This is a genomic window from Virgibacillus sp. MG-45 (assembly GCF_036409425.1).
Classification (GTDB): domain Bacteria; phylum Bacillota; class Bacilli; order Bacillales; family Amphibacillaceae; genus LDC-1.
Map to the genome: position 1 here is coordinate 1 of NZ_JAXOFU010000018.1, position 19,227 is coordinate 19,227.

Annotated in this window: 14 protein-coding genes and 1 riboswitch; of the genes, 7 read left to right on the forward strand and 7 right to left on the reverse strand. The window is 39.4% G+C overall.

Going from position 1 to position 19,227, the window contains the following annotated elements:
• Positions 1-344: 344 nt before the first annotated feature.
• Positions 345-1,154, reverse strand: a complete 810-nt coding sequence (gene pdxK / locus SPK86_RS14825) for a pyridoxine/pyridoxal/pyridoxamine kinase (protein WP_330949727.1) — start codon at positions 1,152-1,154, stop codon at positions 345-347.
• 183 nt (positions 1,155-1,337) lie between these two features.
• Here pdxK and SPK86_RS14830 point away from each other — a divergent pair, with 183 nt between their 5' ends.
• Positions 1,338-1,826: an NUDIX hydrolase gene (locus SPK86_RS14830; protein ID WP_330949728.1), complete on the forward strand. Its 489-nt coding sequence runs from the start codon at positions 1,338-1,340 to the stop codon at positions 1,824-1,826.
• 133 nt (positions 1,827-1,959) lie between these two features.
• Here the strand turns inward: SPK86_RS14830 and adhE are convergent, their stop codons facing one another.
• The 3 genes from adhE to SPK86_RS14845 all read right to left on the reverse strand — a co-directional run bounded on the left by adhE (position 1,960) and on the right by SPK86_RS14845 (position 8,088).
• Positions 1,960-4,560: a bifunctional acetaldehyde-CoA/alcohol dehydrogenase gene (adhE, locus tag SPK86_RS14835; protein ID WP_284141407.1), complete on the reverse strand. Its 2,601-nt coding sequence runs from the start codon at positions 4,558-4,560 to the stop codon at positions 1,960-1,962.
• Positions 4,561-4,798: 238 nt separating this feature from the next.
• Positions 4,799-5,728: a phosphotransferase gene (locus SPK86_RS14840; protein ID WP_284141408.1), complete on the reverse strand. Its 930-nt coding sequence runs from the start codon at positions 5,726-5,728 to the stop codon at positions 4,799-4,801.
• A gap of 152 nt (positions 5,729-5,880) precedes the next feature.
• Entirely contained in the window at positions 5,881-8,088 is a 2,208-nt protein-coding gene (locus tag SPK86_RS14845) for an MMPL family transporter (RefSeq protein WP_330949729.1), read from the reverse strand.
• Positions 8,089-8,236: 148 nt separating this feature from the next.
• Here SPK86_RS14845 and SPK86_RS14850 point away from each other — a divergent pair, with 148 nt between their 5' ends.
• The 4 genes from SPK86_RS14850 (at position 8,237) to SPK86_RS14865 (ending at position 12,917) form a co-directional block, all read left to right on the forward strand.
• On the forward strand, positions 8,237-8,839 hold the full coding sequence (locus SPK86_RS14850; RefSeq protein WP_330949730.1) for an AAA family ATPase: 603 nt from the start codon (positions 8,237-8,239) through the stop codon (positions 8,837-8,839).
• Positions 8,836-10,035, forward strand: a complete 1,200-nt coding sequence (locus SPK86_RS14855; protein WP_330949755.1) for a class I SAM-dependent rRNA methyltransferase — start codon at positions 8,836-8,838, stop codon at positions 10,033-10,035. Before SPK86_RS14850 ends, SPK86_RS14855 begins: the two co-directional genes overlap by 4 nt.
• 347 nt (positions 10,036-10,382) lie before the next feature.
• Positions 10,383-11,795 (forward strand): LysM peptidoglycan-binding domain-containing protein, encoded by a 1,413-nt coding sequence (locus tag SPK86_RS14860; RefSeq protein ID WP_330949731.1) that lies wholly within the window; start codon positions 10,383-10,385, stop codon positions 11,793-11,795.
• Positions 11,796-11,993: 198 nt separating this feature from the next.
• A riboswitch (cobalamin riboswitch) is annotated at positions 11,994-12,181 on the forward strand.
• 232 nt (positions 12,182-12,413) lie between these two features.
• A complete protein-coding gene (locus SPK86_RS14865) occupies positions 12,414-12,917 on the forward strand; it encodes an acyl-CoA thioesterase (RefSeq protein WP_284141411.1) in 504 nt (167 codons plus the stop codon).
• Positions 12,918-13,040: 123 nt separating this feature from the next.
• Here SPK86_RS14865 and SPK86_RS14870 read toward each other — a convergent pair whose 3' ends face one another.
• Positions 13,041-13,490, reverse strand: a complete 450-nt coding sequence (locus SPK86_RS14870; protein WP_330949732.1) for a YaiI/YqxD family protein — start codon at positions 13,488-13,490, stop codon at positions 13,041-13,043.
• A gap of 184 nt (positions 13,491-13,674) precedes the next feature.
• On the opposite strand from SPK86_RS14870, the gene SPK86_RS14875 reads away from it, so the two are divergent.
• The gene (locus tag SPK86_RS14875; RefSeq protein ID WP_284141413.1) at positions 13,675-16,329 is read left to right on the forward strand and encodes a calcium-translocating P-type ATPase, PMCA-type; all 2,655 of its coding nucleotides are present in this window, start codon (positions 13,675-13,677) and stop codon (positions 16,327-16,329) included.
• Between the two features lie 465 nt (positions 16,330-16,794).
• Here SPK86_RS14875 and SPK86_RS14880 read toward each other — a convergent pair whose 3' ends face one another.
• Positions 16,795-16,983 (reverse strand): hypothetical protein, encoded by a 189-nt coding sequence (locus SPK86_RS14880; protein ID WP_284141414.1) that lies wholly within the window; start codon positions 16,981-16,983, stop codon positions 16,795-16,797.
• A 483-nt stretch (positions 16,984-17,466) separates the two neighbouring features.
• Positions 17,467-18,066, reverse strand: a complete 600-nt coding sequence (locus SPK86_RS14885; RefSeq protein ID WP_284141415.1) for a DNA-3-methyladenine glycosylase — start codon at positions 18,064-18,066, stop codon at positions 17,467-17,469.
• 343 nt (positions 18,067-18,409) lie between these two features.
• Between SPK86_RS14885 and SPK86_RS14890 the strand changes: the two genes are divergently transcribed.
• Entirely contained in the window at positions 18,410-18,928 is a 519-nt protein-coding gene (locus SPK86_RS14890) for a hypothetical protein (protein ID WP_284141416.1), read from the forward strand.
• The last annotated feature ends 299 nt before the right edge of the window (positions 18,929-19,227 follow it).

A 19,227-nucleotide genomic window follows, 5' to 3' on the forward strand; every position in this document is an offset into this window, starting at 1 on the left:
TTGACGGAGAATGAAAAAATAATGCTTACACAGAATTCTTGACACTACCCTCAAAAACGATCAAGAAACACCCCAACTCGATCAAGAAACAGCCTCAAACGATCAAGAATACTCCAAACTCAATCAAGAAACAGAGGATGTAGCTATTATAGCCTGCCTTCCCCTGTCGCTGTTCCCAAAGGACAAGACAGCGTCACATCGCACGTAGAAAAAAAGCGACCTCCTTTTTCAAGGAGGTTCGCCCATTTCAACTGCATAATAATTTTTTTAATTCTCCAAAACTTAATTTAGGTTCATGAATATTTCGTGTGTGTATTTATATAAAGAATCATTTTCTTTTATACTTAGTTTCCAAAACGGTTGTATGCGCCGTGCATGACTGGGCCAACGTATTGATTTAGCTTCCAACCGTGCTTGATTGCTGCAGTAACAAAATCCTTTGCTGCGGAAACTGCTTCTTGGACCGATTTTCCATTCGCTAAATTAGCTGTAATTGCTGCTGCAAATGTACATCCAGCACCATGATTGTAATGGGTGTCTATTTTTTCTTTTTCCATTAAAACAAATTGCTTTCCATCATAGAATAAATCAACTGCTTTTTCATGTTCGAGTGCTTTTCCGCCTTTAATTACGACGTTTTTTGCACCAAGCTCATGAATTTTAACTGCAGCTTCCTTCATACCTTCAATGTCTTTGATTCGCCCAGTTTTAGCTAGCTGTCCTGCTTCAAATAGATTAGGAGTCGTAACGATGGAACGAGGTAAAAGCAGTTCTCGCATTGCATCTGTGTTTTCTGGCTGTAATACATCATCCTCCCCTTTACATACCATAACAGGGTCGAGTACAAAATTTGTAAGGTGATGTTCATCGATTTTTTTGGCTCCAAGCTCAATAATATCAACAGAACCAAGCATTCCAGTTTTCATTGCATCTATTCCCACGGATAAGACCGTATTTAATTGTTTTTCAACCTCATCGACATCGATCGGATAGACACCATGGCTCCAATAGTTGTTTGGATCCATTGTTACAATGGATGTTAGTGCGGTCATTCCGTATACTCCATGCTCTTGAAAGGTTTTTAAATCCGCTTGAATGCCTGCTCCACCACTTGAGTCAGAACCGGCAAGGGTTAGTGTTTTTTTCATTGTCATAGAAGTTACCCCCAAAATTGAAAAAGTTAAAGTTCTTATTCTCATATCATATACCAATTAAAGAGTGGAAAAAAGTAATAGATGTTGGAAGGGACGAGATTTTGTAAAACAATAAAAAGATGTATCATGGATAATAGGAAAAGGATTGGATAATACAGAAATCGTTGGATGGGTGGGAGACATATGGAAATATGGGATTTATATGATCGGAAAAGGAATAAAATAGGGAAAACCCATGTCCGAGGTGTTCCGATTGATGAAGGGTTCTATCACCTTGTAGTACATGTATGGATTCAAAATGAAAAGGGAGAGGTTTTATTATCAAAAAGGGACCCTAACAAGTCATTTGGAGGGCTTTGGGAATGTACAGGTGGTTCTGTATTAGCAGGGGAGTCTAGCTTGGAAGGGGCAATAAGAGAAGTGGAGGAAGAAATTGGATTGCAGCTAGACGATAGAAAGGGGACCTTTGTCTTCTCAAAAATTGCCTCCACGCACCATTCAGATTACTGGCTGTTTCCTGCGAACCCCTCACTTTCGGACTTGCAGCTGCAGCAGGGAGAAGTAGTTGATATTATGTGGGCGAATGAAGAGCAGTATGAAAAGATGGTAGAACAACAGCTAATTGTTCCAACACTTCCTCACTTTTATAAGAATGCTGCCATCTTAAAATGAGTTGCTGTAACTAAGTGCGGAATATGGAATTGACCGGTAGTCTATCTGTTTCTATACGACTGTTGTATACAAAAAAGGATGCTCATCGTCTTGTTTAGACGTTAGAGCATCCTTTTGCAGGAAAGCGATTCGCTTAGACGCCTTTATATGCTTGGCGATAGATGTCTGCTAATTCGGACACTAAAGGCAGCTTCGGATTGGAGATGGTACATTGATCGTCAAAGGCAAGCTCGGCTAATTGATCTACATTTGCTTCAAAGTCTTTTTTCACAACGCCCGCCTCCTTGATACTCATTGGAATATTTAACTCTTTTGCTAAATTGATAATTGCCTGTACTAGGCTTTCGACCCCTTCTTCAACGGTGCTTGCAGGAAGGTGAAGTGTGTGGGCAATTTCTGCGTACCGTTGATCAGCAATAAAGTATTCGTATTTTGGAAACGTAGCAAATTTTTCAGGCTTGCTTGCATTATATCGGATCACATGTGGTAATAAAATAGTATTTGCTCGTCCATGGGCGATTTGGTAAGCTGCCCCTAATTTATGCGCTAAGCTATGATTGATTCCTAAAAATGCATTGGAAAATGCCATTCCCGCAATGGTAGAGGCATTGTGCATTTTTTCTCGAGCAACTTCATCATTCCCGTTGTGGTATGCCTTTGGTAAATATTCAAAAACAAGCTGAATAGCTTTAATGGCAAGCCCATCTGTATAATCATTTGCCATGCTAGAAACGTAAGCTTCGATCGCGTGTGTCAGAACATCCATTCCTGTGTCGGCAGTGACTTCCTTCGGCACGGACATGACAAACTGTGGATCAATAATTGCTACATCTGGTGTGAGTTCATAATCTGCTAATGGATATTTTGTGTTCGATTGTTTATCTGTCACGACCGTAAAGGATGTTACTTCTGATCCTGTACCAGAAGTTGTTGGTACCGCAACGAATTTAGCTTCTCTTCCTAGGTTTGGATACTTGACGATTCTTTTTCTTATATCCATAAATTTCTGTTTTAAATCATTAAATTCTACATCTGGATATTCGTAAAATAACCACATTGCTTTAGCGGCATCCATTGGCGATCCTCCACCAAGTGCAATAATTACATCTGGTTTAAACTGCTGCATTTGAGCAGTTCCTTTTTGAATGGTTTCAATAGAGGGATCTTGTTCAACATCAGAGAATATTTCACAATGGACATAGTCCGAACGTTTTCGTAAATAATAGAGTGCTTTGTCGACATAGCCGAGCTCAATCATCATTGGATCTGTAACAATAAATGCTTTCGTGATATTCGGCATCTTTTCTAAATATTGAATCGAGTTTTTTTCAAAGTATATTTTTGGAGGTAATTTAAACCATTGCATATTATTATTCCTCCGTGCCATTTTTTTAATGTTCATCAAGTGTACAGTGCTGACGTTTGATGATACAGAATTTCCGCCAAATGTCCCGCAGCCTAATGTTAGGGAAGGCATATGGGCATTGTAAATATCCCCGATTGCACCTTGTGAGGACGGTGAGTTAACAATGATTCGTCCGGCCTTCATTCGGAGCGAATACGCTTCGATGACCTTTTGATCTGTAGAATGAATGACAGCAGAATGTCCTAATCCACCAAAGTGAAGCATTTCTTCTGCTCTTCTAAATCCTTCGTCAGTACTTTCTACTCGATAGCAGGCTAATACTGGGCTAAGCTTTTCCCGTGATAATGGAAATTCAGGACCAACTCCTGTTAGCTCAGCAATGAGGATTTTTGTATTCTTCGCTACTTTCACTCCTGCTAATTTTGCAATTTCATATGCAGGCTTTCCGACGATATCAGCATTAACCGCACATGTAGTAGGGTTGATTACGAGTTTTTCGACTTTGGCTTTTTCCTCGTCGTTTAAGAAATAACAATTGTTTGCTTCTAAGTCACGTTTAACAGCAGGATAAATCTCCTTATCGATGATAACAGCTTGCTCTGAAGCACATATCATTCCATTATCAAATGTTTTAGATAAGATAAGGTCATTTACTGCGCGTTTAATTTTTGCGGTTTTTTCGATATAGCAAGGAACGTTTCCTGGTCCAACACCAAGTGCAGGCTTTCCTGAACTGTATGCGGATTTCACCATACCTGCACCACCAGTTGCGAGAATCAATGAGATGTTTTTGTGATGCATTAAAGCCTTTGTTGCCTGTACTGAAGGATATTCGATCCATTGAATACAATCTTCTGGAGCGCCTGCTTTAATTGCTGCATTATAAAGTACTTCTGCGGCTCTGCTGCTACATTTTTGTGCAGATGGGTGAAAAGCAAATATAATCGGATTCCTTGTCTTTATTGAAATAAGTGCTTTAAACATTGTTGTTGATGTAGGGTTTGTTACAGGTGTGATGCCGCAGATTATTCCTACAGGCTCTGCTAGCTCGACAATCCCTTCTTGTTCATTTTCATGAATAATACCAACCGTTTTGTTGTATTTTATATTGTGATAAATATATTCCGTTGCAAATATATTCTTGATGACTTTGTCTTCGAATACGCCTCGCCCAGTTTCCTCAATAGCCATTTTTGCCAGGTGCATATGTTGATCTAATCCAGCTAATGCCATTTCCTTTACAATTCGATCGATTGTCTCTTGATCTAATTGCTTTAACTCTTCTAATGCATGTACAGCGTTTGCTGCCAACTTATCAATCATTTTGGAAGCATCATCTGCCACTTTTGCTTTTTCTACTTGAGTCATGGAAATTCCTCCTTTAATATTGTGAAATGGTGAGCATAAATAAAAACGTTCTATAACTTACATCTATATTATATAAAGGTTTATTTGTTATTTCCATTAATTTTATGTGAAATATTGAGCAATCTTTTATTTGGAAGCGTTTGAAAGGATTAAAGAAACGCTTCCATTGTTGATAGTATAGGATTGTGGATAAAATGTGAACAACTAAAATTCGTAGTGGTCAAATACATCGTTAAAATTATGCTTTTTTAAGTGAATAAGCTTCCATGTTTTGCAAAAGGTGGAGTAAGCTTTGAAATAGCTTTTGCTGGGCATGATTTTCCCAATCTTCCTCATATGCTGCCATTAACCACATCACTTCATCCAGAAAAATATGCTTTAAGGCGATTGACCATTGCTCTACTTCTCGTTCCGTTAGTTGAACCGACTGCTGATACCCATTTAGAAATACGTTCCATTCGTTCGGTGTAAAAACCCTGTCAGGAGCTGTGGATAATTCATTGTGAAAAAGGAGTAAAGAAAGCGCAAGATCAAATATGCGCGGAATCCATGTTGCATTATCGGGGTCAATGACATAAGGCTTCGGTGTGTAGATGAGATTATTCGCCTTATAATCATATGGAGATGCAACGGATAGCAGCGTGCACGTCTTTAATTGTTCTTGCTGTGTAACTGCTTCAAGCAAAACCTTATGTAAAAACGCTAGGTCAAAAGGGAGCCCCTTCTTTTCCACATGCTGGCTAATTTTTTGTATGCTTTCCTCTACTTCTTCCAGGGTAAAATCAAAAACATCATATGTATCTAACAGATAGGTGTTTTCTTTCGGTGACAGTGCATGGATTTTTCCAAGCAAGCTACCGGCATCTCTTATTTGATGTATGGTACCACGATACGTTTCTCCAGATATAAATGGATAAACAACATATACTTCTTTCTCGTCTACCTGCTGTGGATTAGCAGTAGGAAGCGAAACTGGAATAACAATATCAATCCCATGCTTATGGAGAAAAGTTGTGAAGTTCATTAATCGTGTTGCACGCGATAATGGTGCTTGTGTTCGCTTCACAATATATTGATTTATTCGGTAAACAGGTGAGAATGGATAAATACTTTTCGGTTCCTCGTCGAGCTCGAAGCCAAATTGTCTTATACGTGCGATTTCACTCATAACAAAGCCTCCTCCGTTTATACAACCATAAGAAACTAGTATTAAGAAGATAGTAGCAGTAATCACAACGACCAACAAGGTGAAACCGTATAAATGTATAGAAAAGAGCAGTCCACATCTATTAAAAGATGAGGAACTGCCCTTAAAAGCGTTTATTTGCTGTGCTTTATGCTATTCTTTTGCTTTGATTTTGGCTTTGTTAATAGCAAAATCGACGGGAAGAACATTCCACGAATAATGAACGTATCAAGTAGAATACCAAATGCCATGGTAAAGCCAAATAGGAATAACTCCTGTAACGGCTGTGTCATTAAGACGGCAAAGGTAGCTGCTAATATTAGTCCTGCTGAGGAGATGACTCCTCCCGTTAAGCGAATCCCTTCAGCTACTGCTTCATTCCAAGGGAGTTCATTTGCTTTTTCTTTAATTCTAGATACGAGCATTATATTGTAATCAATCCCCAAGGCGATCATAAAGACAAAGGTATACACCGGCAAGCGATAACTAATCGACGTATAGCCTAACCAATGTTCGAACATCCACCAGCTAAATCCTAGTGTTGCAACATAGGATAATAGAATACTGCCAACCATGAGAATCGGATACAAGAAGGAGCGGGTTTGGAAGCCTAATACAATGGTGATAAAAGCGATGACCATCGAAAAGAGAACAATGGTATCACGTGTATTCATATCTCGGACATCAAGCTGTGTAGCTGTTTGACCACTATAATGTAATTCAAAGTGATTAGATAATCCGCTTGCTTCTAATAATGCTTCTTCTTTATCCCGAAGTTGTTCCAGTGTTTGCAACGCCTTCGGCTCATATGGATTGCTTTCTAAGGTTAGCTCTAGCTTTACAGCATTCCCATCTTCGGATAAAAAGTTGTTCGGCAATGCTTTTTCTCCTTGAATAATCGCTGGTTCTAAATCGGGAGAAACCTTACTTACATTATTTTCTGCTGCTAGTTTTTCAACTAGCTTAGAAACACGTTGCAAAAATGTCGAATCGGCATCAATGCTATCCTCTGTTTTTAAAATAATTGTAACAGGTGCTAATTCTCCCGCAGGATAATGGTTTTCTAGTAATTCAAACCCTTGACGGGAAGACATGTCATCTGGGAATGACTTTAATATATTAAAAGAATAGTTCATTGTTGGGACTTGAAAAGCTCCAATTAAGAGAACAATTAAAAGAGAGCCCGCGAGAAATGCTGGATGTTTTTTAACGAATTGTCCGATCATTCCCCAAAACTTATGCTCTTTTTCTTGTTCGTTATTAACCTTTGGAATAAATGGCCAAAAGGCTTTTCGTCCCATTAAAGCAAAAATACTCGGAATGAGCGTTATTCCAGCGATCAAAATGATAACTACAGCGATAGAAAATACTGGCGCAAAAGCATGATACGGTTCAAATATTGTAGCAAACAAAGTAAGCATTGCTAGGAAGATTGTTCCCCCACTAAAGAAGATAGGTTCCGCAACATGATACATTGCTTGAGACATCGAATCATACTTCGACTCTATTTGCGAGAGCTTTTCTCGATATCTTGAAAAGACAAATAAGCTATAATCGGTTAATACGGCAAAAAGTAGTACAAGCATAATAGAAACAGCAGAGCTGTCCACTGCAAACCACTCAAATTTTCCTGCCATTCCTAGTATTCGATCAACAACACCATATACTAATCCAGCGATGATAAGCGGAGTAATCGCTAGAAGTGGTGAGCGATAAATCAATATTAATAGGATAAATATTAATACTACTGTTGCTGCCATTAAAACAAAGTCACCGTTTTTAAATAATGTAATCGTATCCGCAGAAATACCAGCTGGTCCAGTAATCTCAAATTGCATGTGATCCAGCCCTAGTCCAGTAACCTGATCTGATATTCGTGTTAAGGTGTCATGGGTTTCATCGGTTGAGATTCCTTCCTTTAACGTTACATTGAAAAGAAGCGTTGTTTTGTCTTCTGAAAATAATTGCGCTTGCACATGCTCAGGGAATTTGTGATATGGGAGTGCCTTTGCAACATTTTCTGGCTTGTTTTCAGAGGCAAACCATTGACTAAGCTGATTAAATTTTTCCTTATCTGTTTCTGAAAATGTCTCTTTTTTGTGAAATACGAGCAAGGCAGTTAGTCCATCCTTGGATGGAAACTGTTCTTTTTCCAATTGTTGTGCGATTTCTGATGGGGTGTTTCCTGCTATACTTCCTTCCGTACTGTTTGATTCATAATCTTTTGCAGACGGGGCTAAAACCGTAAATAAAAGGACAGCCATTATCCAGGCAATAAGTGTTACCTTTGCTCCTTTTCTGCTACTCGTATATGCGACAATGTTACGAATAAATGTAAGCATCGTAATTCATCTCCTTCTTATTCAATGCTCTTATTTTAAGTGTTGAATATGAACAGAAGATGAATAGGATGTTTCAAAAAAGTTTGTATGAGGCGCTTTTAGGCTAGCTTTTTGTGGTAAGCTAGAAGGAAAGAATAAAGGGGTTTTCATGATGATTATATGGTTGAATGGCACCTTTGGCGTTGGCAAAACGACGCTTGCATTTGAATTAAAGAGGCGCTTGGACCAGGCAATTGTTTATGATCCAGAGCATTTCGGTGCTGTTTTCATGGCGAATATACCGAGAGTTATGGCAGAAGCTGACTTTCAAGATTATTCGCTCTGGCGTGAGGCGAATTACAAGCTGTTGCACCATATATCAGAGACGTATAATGGTCCCATTATCGTCCCAATGACATTGACAAACCCATCATATTTTAATGAGATCATAGGAAAACTAAGACGTGATGGAAGAAACGTTCACCACTTTGCATTAATGGCATCTCCGCAAACAATAGCGAAACGATTACGAAAACGGCTGGAAGGCAGTCGGAGCTGGAGTTATCGACAAATGCAGGGGAGACTGCAAAGCTTACAAGACACGCAGTTTGGCATCCATCTTTTAACCGATGGGAAAACCGTTGATGATTTAGTAGAAACGATTGCTTCCCGATGTGAGCTTTCGTTATTGCCAGATAAACGTACAATATGGAGAAAAAAGTGGGACTATATCAGCATACAAATGAAAGAGAGATTGGTTTGGATAAAATGAATAGAGCGATTATCGAAGTAACCGTAAAAAATAAATATGAAAAATCCTTTCAAAAAGGATATCCATTAATACATAAGGACGCAATTGTTGAGAATGAGCTAGAAGGCAAAGAGGGAGCGATCCTTCATTTGAAATCGGCACATGGAAAGTGGATTGCGAAGGGATACTATGGGATTCAAAACAAAGGTATAGGTTGGGCATTAACAATCGATCAACAGGTGGACATTGATGTGTCTTTTTTTAAGCAAAAGCTAGAAAAGGCCTTGTCCAAGCGAAAGTCATTTTTCACAGATCCGAATACGACTGCTTTTCGCGTTTTTAATGGAGAAGGCGATGGTATCGGTGGTCTCACGATTGATTATTTTGATGGCTGTTATTTAATGCAATGGTATAGCCTTGGAATTTATTCATATAAGGAAGAAGTACTAGAGGCATTCGAACAGGTTGTCGATTATCAAGCAATTTATGAGAAAAAGAGGTTTGATCATAAAGGACAATATATTGAAGATGATGATTTCGTAAAAGGAACACGTCCTACCTTCCCAATCATCGTGAAGGAAAACGGCATGCACTATGCGGTGTATTTAAATGATGGTGCCATGGTTGGCATATTTTTAGATCAACGTGAGGTTCGCCAAGCGATTCGAGAAAAGTATGCAAACGGAAAGCATGTGCTAAATACATTTTCATATACAGGAGCTTTTTCGGTAGCGGCTGCACTTGGTGGGGCTCGAAAAACGACTAGTGTTGATTTAGCAAAGCGAAGCAAGCCGAAAACCGTTGAACAATTTGAAGTTAACGGAATTGATGTTGCAGTGCAGGATATTGTTGTCATGGACGTATTTGATTACTTTAAATATGCCAAACGGAAAGGCTTCACCTTCGATATGATAATCCTAGATCCGCCAAGCTTTGCCCGATCGAAAAAACGAACATTTTCAACTGCAAAGGATTATCCGATGCTATTGAAAGAAGCAGTTGCTATCTTAGAGGAGGATGGCTTCATTGTTGCATCCACAAACAATGCCTCTTTTGGAATGAATAAATTCAAAGGGTTTATCGAGAAGGCGTTTCGCGAGATGAATGCTTCTTATAAGATTTTGGAGGAATTTTCCCTTCCTGCTGACTTCCAAACGATCTCAGCTTATCCAGAAGGAAACTATTTAAAGGTTGTCATCCTTCAGAGAACATCATGACTAGGCATAGATAAAGAAATATTATTCAAAACTACCCATTTAATAAAGTGGGTAGTTTTTTGTGGTTGTAGGTATGATCCTGATAGATGGAACAAGGATTGTGAAAAAGAGAAATCTAATTGCCTTAGAGCGGTGAATTTACTTCCTGATTTTTTTTCAAGCGTTTATTAATCTCTGCACTATATCATGTATTAACTTACATTATGATACGTTTAATGCTGAACAGCCCTACCCTCCTAGGCCACGTCTTTTTCCAATCTAGTGGGCTTTTATTTGCTACATGGTACCGGGACAAATTCACAATGAATAACATGATAGGTAGATATGTAAGATTGGGAGGGAAGGATATGAAAATACATGTAGTGAAGCGTGGCGATATACTTTGGCGAATTGCCCAGCAATATAATGCGGATTTAAACGAGATTGTATTAGCAAATGAAATCAAGGATCCAAGTGCACTTGTTGTTGGGCAAGCATTAGTTATTCCAGAGCGAGGGCGGGAATATGTTGTGCAGGCTGGCGATAGCTTGGAGGAGATTTCAAGACGGTTAAACATACCAGTTGAATCCCTTGCTAGCGTAAATAATATTACAAATCCATCTTTAATTTATATTGGGGAAGTTTTGCAATTGCCTTATACCACTCATCAAGTTCAGCCAGGGGAGTCATTGTGGCAAATTGCCAAACGGTATGGGATTACGGTTAATGAGCTCGCTGCCGTAAATGGAATAGCTAATCCATCACTTATTAATCAAGGGCAAATGCTGCGAATTCCTTTGCCAAAAAAGCCGACGAAGGAGGTCAACGCATACACAACTGAGATTAATGAGCAAGGGGCAGAGGAAGTGCTCGTATTAGGAAGAAATTTCACGTATTTATCTCCATTTATGCACCGGGTAAAGGAAGATGGAACAATTAGTGTACTTCAGGATACAACGATTTTAGATGCAGCACGAACTACAAAGGTATCGCCGCTTTTAGTGATTACTAATTTCAAAAATCGAAAATTCGATTCGGATTTAGCAGCTGCAGTTCTTCGTAACGCAGATGTTCAAGATAAACTCCTTACAAATATCGTTTCAACGATGAAAGGGAAAGGCTATCGTGGCTTGAATATCGACTTTGAATATGTATACCCAGAGGATCGAGAAAACTACAATGCTTTTTTACGAAAGACCGTTTCTCGGTTGCATCCAGAAGGATTTACAGTTTCAACAGCATTAGCCCCAAAGGAGCGCGGAGAGCAACAAGGCTTATTGTATGAAGCACATGACTATAAAGCACAAGGACAAATAGTAGATTTTATCATTTTAATGACCTATGAGTGGGGGTGGGCAGGAGGAGAACCGCGAGCCATTGCACCACTTAATAAGGTAAAGGATATTCTTGATTATGCAGTAACAGTAATTCCGCGAGATAAAGTAGTTGTAGGTATGCCACTGTATGGCCGTGATTGGAAAATCCCATGGGTACAAGGAACCTTTGCCACTTCAGTTAGTCCACAGCAGGCAGTACAGCTTGCTCTAAAATATGGAGCAGCGATTCAATATGATATGGTGGCACAATCTCCGTTTTTCCGCTATACAGATGAAAATGGACAACAGCATGAAGTATGGTTTGAGGATGCAAGAAGCATGGCTGCGAAATATAAGTTGGTGCAGGATTATGGCTTGCGAGGTGTTAGTTATTGGGTGCTAGGCAATGACTTTCCACAAAATTGGGCCGTGCTTCGTGACCACTTTACGATTAAAAAAATATAACACGCATTCAAAACATCTTTGGCCTTGAATCAAAGGTGTTTTTTTGCTACATCTAATGTTAGGAAAAAGGAGTTGCGTGTATTTTTGTCGAAGTTCCTTAAAGAAGGAAAAGCATATGAAGCGGGCAGAAATAGTATAGAAAAGTAACAATTTATGTAGAATAAGATCCCTTATGTTACAATAAATAATGGAACAAAAATTAAATAATCGCCACATGGTGACCTTGCTTGCAAGGTTGAAAAGGGAAGCTGGTGTGAGTCCAGCGCGGTCCCGCCACTGTAATGTGAAGAATCGACTTGTATACACCACTGATTTCATTAGAAATTGGGAAGGTAAGCGATTCGTTGAAGCAGAGCCAGGAAACCTGCCATGCGGAAGGACATTTTTTCCTACGGGAGATAGGAGGGTGTGACGAAATGATGCATGTTAGGATACATGTGTATTTCGACTAGGCCGAAAACCTTCTATATCATCTTAGAAAGGTTCTTTTTTTATTCCCCATGAGCCTGCTACTTAAGTGAGGGTCAAGTTGCACGTTGCATGTTGTGCTCAACGAACAATTAGTGTGGGATAGAAGAATCACCGCGGGTTGAAGCTTCACTATAGGGAGGAAACGGAGTGCAGAAGAAAACAATAAGTGAAACAAAAACAGTGCAAACGCGATTAGTTTTGCCGCCAGATACAAATCATTTGGATACTATTTTTGGTGGGAAGGTGCTAGCATATATCGATGAAATTGCAGCATTAACAGCAATGAAGCACGCAAAGAGTGCGGTTGTTACAGCTTCTATTGATTCGGTTGATTTTCTCTCATCCGCTAAGGCAGGAGATTCATTAACCTTGGAAGCCTATGTAACCTATACAGGAACAAGTTCTATGGAGGTCTATGTAAAAGTAGTTGCACAGGATTTAATTAAGCATGAGGAAAAGCTTACTACCGAATCATTCCTAACAATGGTAGCTGTGAATGAAGCGGGGAGGCCAATTCCGGTTCCAAAGGTATATCCAACTACACCTGAAGAACAGCAGCTTTATGATTCTGCACCATCTCGGAAAAAGCATCGCGAAAAGCGTGTAGCGATGCGACAACAGCGTCAAACAATGCAGGTAAGCAATACGTAAATGAAAAGAAGAGACGATTAGAGCAGGAGGCAATGTTAGCAAATATTGCTGTAAGACGGAAAAAAGCAAGCGCTTTGTTCCGTTTTTTCCTGCTCTTTTGTGTGCGCTTGCAAAGGGATGTGCCTATTCTTTAGCCCTTTGGACGGTTTGCAGGAGTAAGACGGTGAATTTTTCCCGATCCTCCTCTGTAAAAGGCTTAGGACCTTTTGTACGTTGGCCTGCGCGTCTCGCTTTTGCACTTAAGTGCCGTGTTTGAAGCAGTCGATCGATGTTATTTTGTGTGTAAGCAAATCCTTTATGGTTAAGGACATGGCATCCTTTTCCTAGTCCAAGCGAGGCAAGTCCGTAATCCTGTGTAATTATAATATCGTTTTTTGATACGAGTTGAATGATGCGATAGTCAGCAGCATCTGCCCCGTGATCGACATAAACTGTTTTTACCCCATCTGGATCCTCTTCATGTGAAAAGTGATTAAAGCTCTTCACGAGAATTACTGGAATAGCTTCTTGTTGCCCGATTGTTATCACAATATCCTTTACAGGACTTGCATCTGCATCTACATATATATTCATTTCTGATTCTCCTCAAATAATATTTCGAATATCTCATATAATAAGTTAGAAAAAATAGTGTCCATCCTTGCTGGAAATTGTTGGACAGCGTAAATATTGCTACAATAATCATAAATCAAGTGTTAGCTTTTTTCGATTAATAACAGACTGGATTCTATTATTATTAGATGAAAGAAGGGGTAACATGGAAGCGGAAAAGGATCAACAAGCAGAAAATCTACACAAAACTAATGTGGAACAAGGGCTATCAGCAGAAGAGGCAGCAAAGCGGTTAGCTACGTTTGGACCGAATCGCTTTGAAGAAACAAAAAAGGCATCTTTTCTAGTCTTGGTTTGGCGGCAAGTAAACAGCTTACTTATTTATATTTTAATTGCTGCGGCAGCGATTTCAGCAATAGTCGGTGAGTGGAGCGATGCAGTCATTATTTTGCTCGTCATTGCCTTAAATGCGGTAATTGGGGTTGTTCAAGAATCAAAGGCTGAAAAAGCTTTGGAAGAATTAAAGAAGATGTCTACTCCAAAAGCTATTGTTCGTCGAGATGGAACAACACAGGAGATCCCTTCTGAAGAGGTAGTTGTTGGTGATGTTATATTACTCGATGCGGGTAGATATGTACCAGCAGATGTCAAGCTTGTTGAAACAGCAAATTTAAAAGTAGAAGAATCTTCTTTAACAGGAGAATCGTTAGCGGTCGACAAGGATGCGAACTGGCAAGCACCTAGTGAGGATGTTCCTTTAGGAGATCAGAAGAACATGGCATTTATGTCCACGCTTGCAACATATGGAAGAGGAACAGGCATTGTCGTTCGAACCGGAATGGCGACAGAAATTGGTAAAATCGCGAAGATGCTGGCGAATCAGGACAAAGAGATGACCCCACTTCAGAAAAAACTAGACGAAGTCGGAAAAGTACTCGGAATAGGTGCGATTGCCATTTCAGCAGCCATTTTTTTAATCGGATTTTTACAGGGACGCGAACTCCTCGATATGTTCCTTATTGCTGTTAGTTTAGCAGTAGCAGCTATTCCTGAGGGGCTTCCTGCTATTGTAACAATTGTACTGGCGTTAGGTGTCCAGCGAATGATAAAACAAAACGCCGTTATTCGTAAGCTGCCTGCGGTAGAGACACTTGGTGCGGTTAGTGTTATTTGTTCAGATAAAACCGGGACATTAACGCAAAATCGGATGACGGTAACAAATGTTTTTACAAATAATAACTATACCAAGTTATCTGATGTGGCGATTTCAGATCCGACCGTTGAACGGTTTATAAAAGCAATTACATTATGTAACGATGCAACGATTGATCATGAGAAAAAGACGGGTGATCCAACAGAAATTGCCTTAGTTGAAGCGGCGATGGCATTGGGATTATCCAAGCAAACGCTGGAATTAGAGCATCCTCGGGTTGATGAGCTTCCATTCGACTCGGATCGGAAAATGATGTCTACCGTTCACCAAGAGGATGGACAGCAGGTTGTATATGTCAAAGGGGCACTAGAAAGTGTTTTTCCAAAGCTTGTTTCCATTGAAATCAATGGAGTTGTACAGCCGATAACAGATGCCGATCGTGCGAAAATAATGCAGCAGGCAAATGATATGTCCGAACAAGCGTTACGTGTATTGACGGTTGCTTATAAGAAGCTTTCAGATGAGAAGAGTGGCGAAGCACTAGAGGAAGAGCTTGTATTTCTTGGATTAACAGGGATGATTGATCCACCTAGAGAGGAAGTAAAATCATCCATTGAACAGTGTAGTAATGCAGGGATTCGTGTTGTCATGATTACCGGAGATCATCAAAAGACAGCACTTGCTATTGCAAAAGAGCTGCATATTGCAGCCCATGAAGATGAAACAATGACAGGAAAAGAACTAAATGCTATTAGTGATGCAAAGCTGGAAGAAAAGGTAGACACCATTCGTGTATTTGCTCGTGTTTCTCCAGAGCACAAGGTGCGTATCGTCCAAGCACTTCGTAACCGTGGGAAAATCGTTTCGATGACAGGTGACGGGGTAAATGATGCGCCATCCTTGAAAGAAGCCGATGTTGGCGTCGCCATGGGAATCACCGGAACAGATGTTGCGAAAGGGGCAGCAGATGTTGTCTTGACCGATGATAACTTTTCGACAATAACTGCTGCTGTTGAAGAAGGACGTAACATTTATAAAAACATTAAAAAATCAATTTTGTTTTTACTTTCCTGTAATCTCGGAGAAATTGTCGCGCTTTTTATTGGAATTTTAATGGGGTGGCCTGCGCCATTAACGGCAGTGCATATTTTGTGGGTGAACCTTATTACAGATACGATGCCTGCTATTGCACTAGGGGTTGATCCAGATGATCCGGATATTATGAAAGAAAAGCCAAGGAAGGCAAGCGAAAAGATTTTCTCAAGCGAAAACATTGCGTTTAGTTTGTGGAACGGGGCGCTAATCGGGGCGCTTACGCTTTTTGCCTTTATGGAAGGGTTAAAGGTATATACAGGCTCTGAATCGTTGTTCTCCATGGATTTAAAGCATCTTTCTGGTGATGCATTAATCCATGCACAAACGATGGCATTTATTACATTAAGTGTTTCGCAGCTATTTCATTCCTTAAATTTACGGAATGAGCGGAAATCCATTTTTCAAGTGGGTCTCTTTACAAATCGGTGGTTAATTGGAGCGATACTTCTTGGACTAGTCATTCAAATTACGATTGTCAATATCCCGCTTTTCCAAGGGTTATTCGATGTTCGTTCACTAGCCCTATTAGATTGGCTATTCGTGATCGGGTTATCGATTATTCCTATCGTTGTTAATGAAATTGTGAAAGGAATCAAGCGTGTCTTTGTATAAAATATAAAGGAAATGAGACAAAGCAAGCGTATTTGTATTAAAATAAGAACACTAACACCGCAGTTTGAAAATGGGTTCGCGATCCCTGGCACGGCTCAACCCCCTCGGAAAAGAGAAGCTGCTTTTCAGAGGGGGGTTATCTCAAAAAAACACCCTAATCCATTTTCAGCTCTTCTTGTCATTGGATGAATTCTAAAATTCCATATGCTGCTTTTCGTAAGTATTCGCCACTACATCCAATACTTAATAGATCGGCGATTCTCCAGGTGCTGCATATATTCTGGTTTGATTCTTTTACTCACTTGCCCTCTCCTCCTATCGAAATAAGTCTGAAAATAGGTCCCTAACAGATTCATTACCGAGGATAGAGGCTTATTTAAACAGGCAAAAACTGCACCAACAAAAACGAGACCCATAAGAGTAAAATCTCTTACAGGCCTTGTTGAACTAGAAGGTGTTTAGTTTTTAATCTTCCTCTTTTGCAAATCCTTTTGAGTGCCCGTAGGTAATCATTACAAGACACGCTATTATGCCTAACAAGCCTCCAGGTCCAGTAGTGATAAAACTTGATCCTTCTGGGTAGAAAAATTTCAAGAGACCAAAAATTAACGCAATCACCCAGCCCATCATGTTGACTTTTTTAACTTTTGTCATATCCATTCTCCCAACTCATCGTCTCTAATAACTTTACAATCTTTTGTATACTGCTGGATAATTGGTCTTTTTATTGTAAGTAACAATACATATTATTCTGTGCGCGATTTGGAAAGTCCTTTATTTTTTTATAATTTCTCGTGATTTACTAAATTTAACATTCGACACAAAAATGTAGAAGATCACGCCTAAACATGACTTTCTACATTTTGTGTTTTTATGGTCTTTTATAATTCTTCCCCAGAATCTCATAACGCTTTACGTAATAGTAGCATCGCAGTTTGAAAGTGGGTTCGCTTTCCTCGGGCACGGCCTCAACTAACTCGGAAAAGAAAGTTTGCTTTTCTGAGTGGATTTTCGGCTCGCGCTGTTCCCGTAGGAGTCTCACCCATTTCAACTGCTTGATAAATTACTTCGATTTAAAATGATGCTTAAAAAGAATGAAAAATCCTTTTCTGCCAACTTGTTTATGCAGTGTGTAGGTTATTTTGAAATATAAGGATTTCCTTTTATCCAAAACCGATAAGGGTAATGCTTTGCCTTCCCGGAGTTTTCGATTCCGATGCGCGGCCCAGCTTCAATCTCTATCGGTGTTTTTCCGTTGGCGATAAATAAAGGAGGCTCTAGAAAGGATCTGCCATAATCATGCATGTCGATTCCCATCGCTTTTGTTAATTTCCCAGGTCCATTGGTAAGGCTTTTAATATCCTTTACAGGTCTGCGTTGCTGCATTAAGTCAATGCCGCAACAAGGCTCCAATGCGCGAATTAGAATCGCTTCAGGGTTTTCTATTTCTCCGCTTACGACATTAACGAGACAGTGTGTATGCATGGAGTAAGTATAGACCATGCCAGCTTTTTCAAACATAATGGCGGTCCGCTTTGTGCGCCGGTTTTTAAAGCTATGTGCTGCTTGATCGACTGCACCAAGATATGCTTCTGTTTCTACAATAATCCCAGCCGTCATTCCTTCATCTGTATTTTTTACAAGCACTTGTCCGAGCAATGCTTGCGCTAGTGGGAGAGTTGGTTGTTGATAGAATGTCTCGGGTAGAGGAGTGAAGCGCTGTTTATTATTAATCATGGTAACCTCCTTCTATGTCGAAATGGAAGATGTAGCTATAGTATGTGGGAACGCATGGAGGAAAACAAGAAATTGACTACAGAACTAAGAAAAATTATCCAAACCATGCTAAGATTAGGATAGGTGGCAATAACAAAGAAATCGGAGTTGTTTTTAATGAGAAGGAAAATGCGTAAACAAGCGGATTAGGGGACGATGCCAACGTCAGTGATTTCAAGCATACACCTACTGGTGGAAGGTGGGAGATATCCCGTCTTACAGTGGCTGGTACAATGAAAGGAAAGCTAGAATAACTAAAGGGCGCATAAAACAACTATCTCCTGAATAAAAAGAAGGTGCTTTATTGGAAATTAAGAATTTCTATCTAAAAAAAGAAGTATATGATCTAGATGATCTTTCTTTAAACGCAGATTCTTATATTGGCGGTTATAATAACGAGTATTTGGTTGAAACAATCGAAAAAAATAGAGAGAAGCATGTTGAAAATGGTATATTGATGATAGAAGGAAGTATAGTGTTTATATCGAATTATAAAGAAATTGGCAACATACCAATCTTTGATGATCTAACTACTTTATATTCCTACTATTTGAATACCATTGAAGAATACCTTGACAATGGAGAGGCTACTTTTTATTATCCAAGTCAACCAATTGAAGTAATTATAAAACAGGATATTGGTCAACAAACAGAAATAACTATAGACGAAAATTCTTTGAAGGTTAACGAACGTTTTCTATTGGAGGGTCTCCTCAATAGCTCACAACATTTTTTTGACATATTGGTGACCCGCTTAATGCTTAATAAATATCAGCATGAGCTTACTCAAATAGAATCAATTAAAAAGAGACTTACTAAATAAAATAATATAGTTTTTGAAAAAAAGCACTCTAAATAGGGTGCTTTTTCTAATCCAAAATAACTACTAGGAAGGTAATTATATGTCTTATTAAAGATGAGTTTGATCGTTCGAATCAAGTGATAGTTAACCAAGATAAATCATGTATTACTGCATCTAATTATAGCGCAAAATTTGAGTTTTCGAACTCTGGCTTAAAACACCGCAACTAATCTTAATTTTCCTTCTTGACGAATTACGCTTCAATCTATATACTACATTACAACAGTAATGCACTAACCTGCATGAAGGGAGGATGCTGG

Excerpts from the sequence above, each read along its gene's own strand:
- SPK86_RS14875 (WP_284141413.1), top strand. The coding sequence starts at position 13,675 with ATGGAAGCGGAAAAGGATCAACAAGCAGAAAATCTACACAAAACTAAT.
- SPK86_RS14850 (WP_330949730.1), top strand. The coding sequence starts at position 8,237 with ATGATGATTATATGGTTGAATGGCACCTTTGGCGTTGGCAAAACGACG.
- SPK86_RS14885 (WP_284141415.1), bottom strand. The coding sequence starts at position 18,066 with ATGATTAATAATAAACAGCGCTTCACTCCTCTACCCGAGACATTCTAT.
- SPK86_RS14870 (WP_330949732.1), bottom strand. The coding sequence starts at position 13,490 with ATGAATATATATGTAGATGCAGATGCAAGTCCTGTAAAGGATATTGTG.
- SPK86_RS14860 (WP_330949731.1), top strand. The coding sequence starts at position 10,383 with ATGAAAATACATGTAGTGAAGCGTGGCGATATACTTTGGCGAATTGCC.
- pdxK (WP_330949727.1), bottom strand. The coding sequence starts at position 1,154 with ATGACAATGAAAAAAACACTAACCCTTGCCGGTTCTGACTCAAGTGGT.
- SPK86_RS14830 (WP_330949728.1), top strand. The coding sequence starts at position 1,338 with ATGGAAATATGGGATTTATATGATCGGAAAAGGAATAAAATAGGGAAA.
- SPK86_RS14855 (WP_330949755.1), top strand. The coding sequence starts at position 8,836 with ATGAATAGAGCGATTATCGAAGTAACCGTAAAAAATAAATATGAAAAA.
- SPK86_RS14840 (WP_284141408.1), bottom strand. The coding sequence starts at position 5,728 with ATGAGTGAAATCGCACGTATAAGACAATTTGGCTTCGAGCTCGACGAG.
- adhE (WP_284141407.1), bottom strand. The coding sequence starts at position 4,560 with ATGACTCAAGTAGAAAAAGCAAAAGTGGCAGATGATGCTTCCAAAATG.
- SPK86_RS14845 (WP_330949729.1), bottom strand. The coding sequence starts at position 8,088 with ATGCTTACATTTATTCGTAACATTGTCGCATATACGAGTAGCAGAAAA.
- SPK86_RS14880 (WP_284141414.1), bottom strand. The coding sequence starts at position 16,983 with ATGACAAAAGTTAAAAAAGTCAACATGATGGGCTGGGTGATTGCGTTA.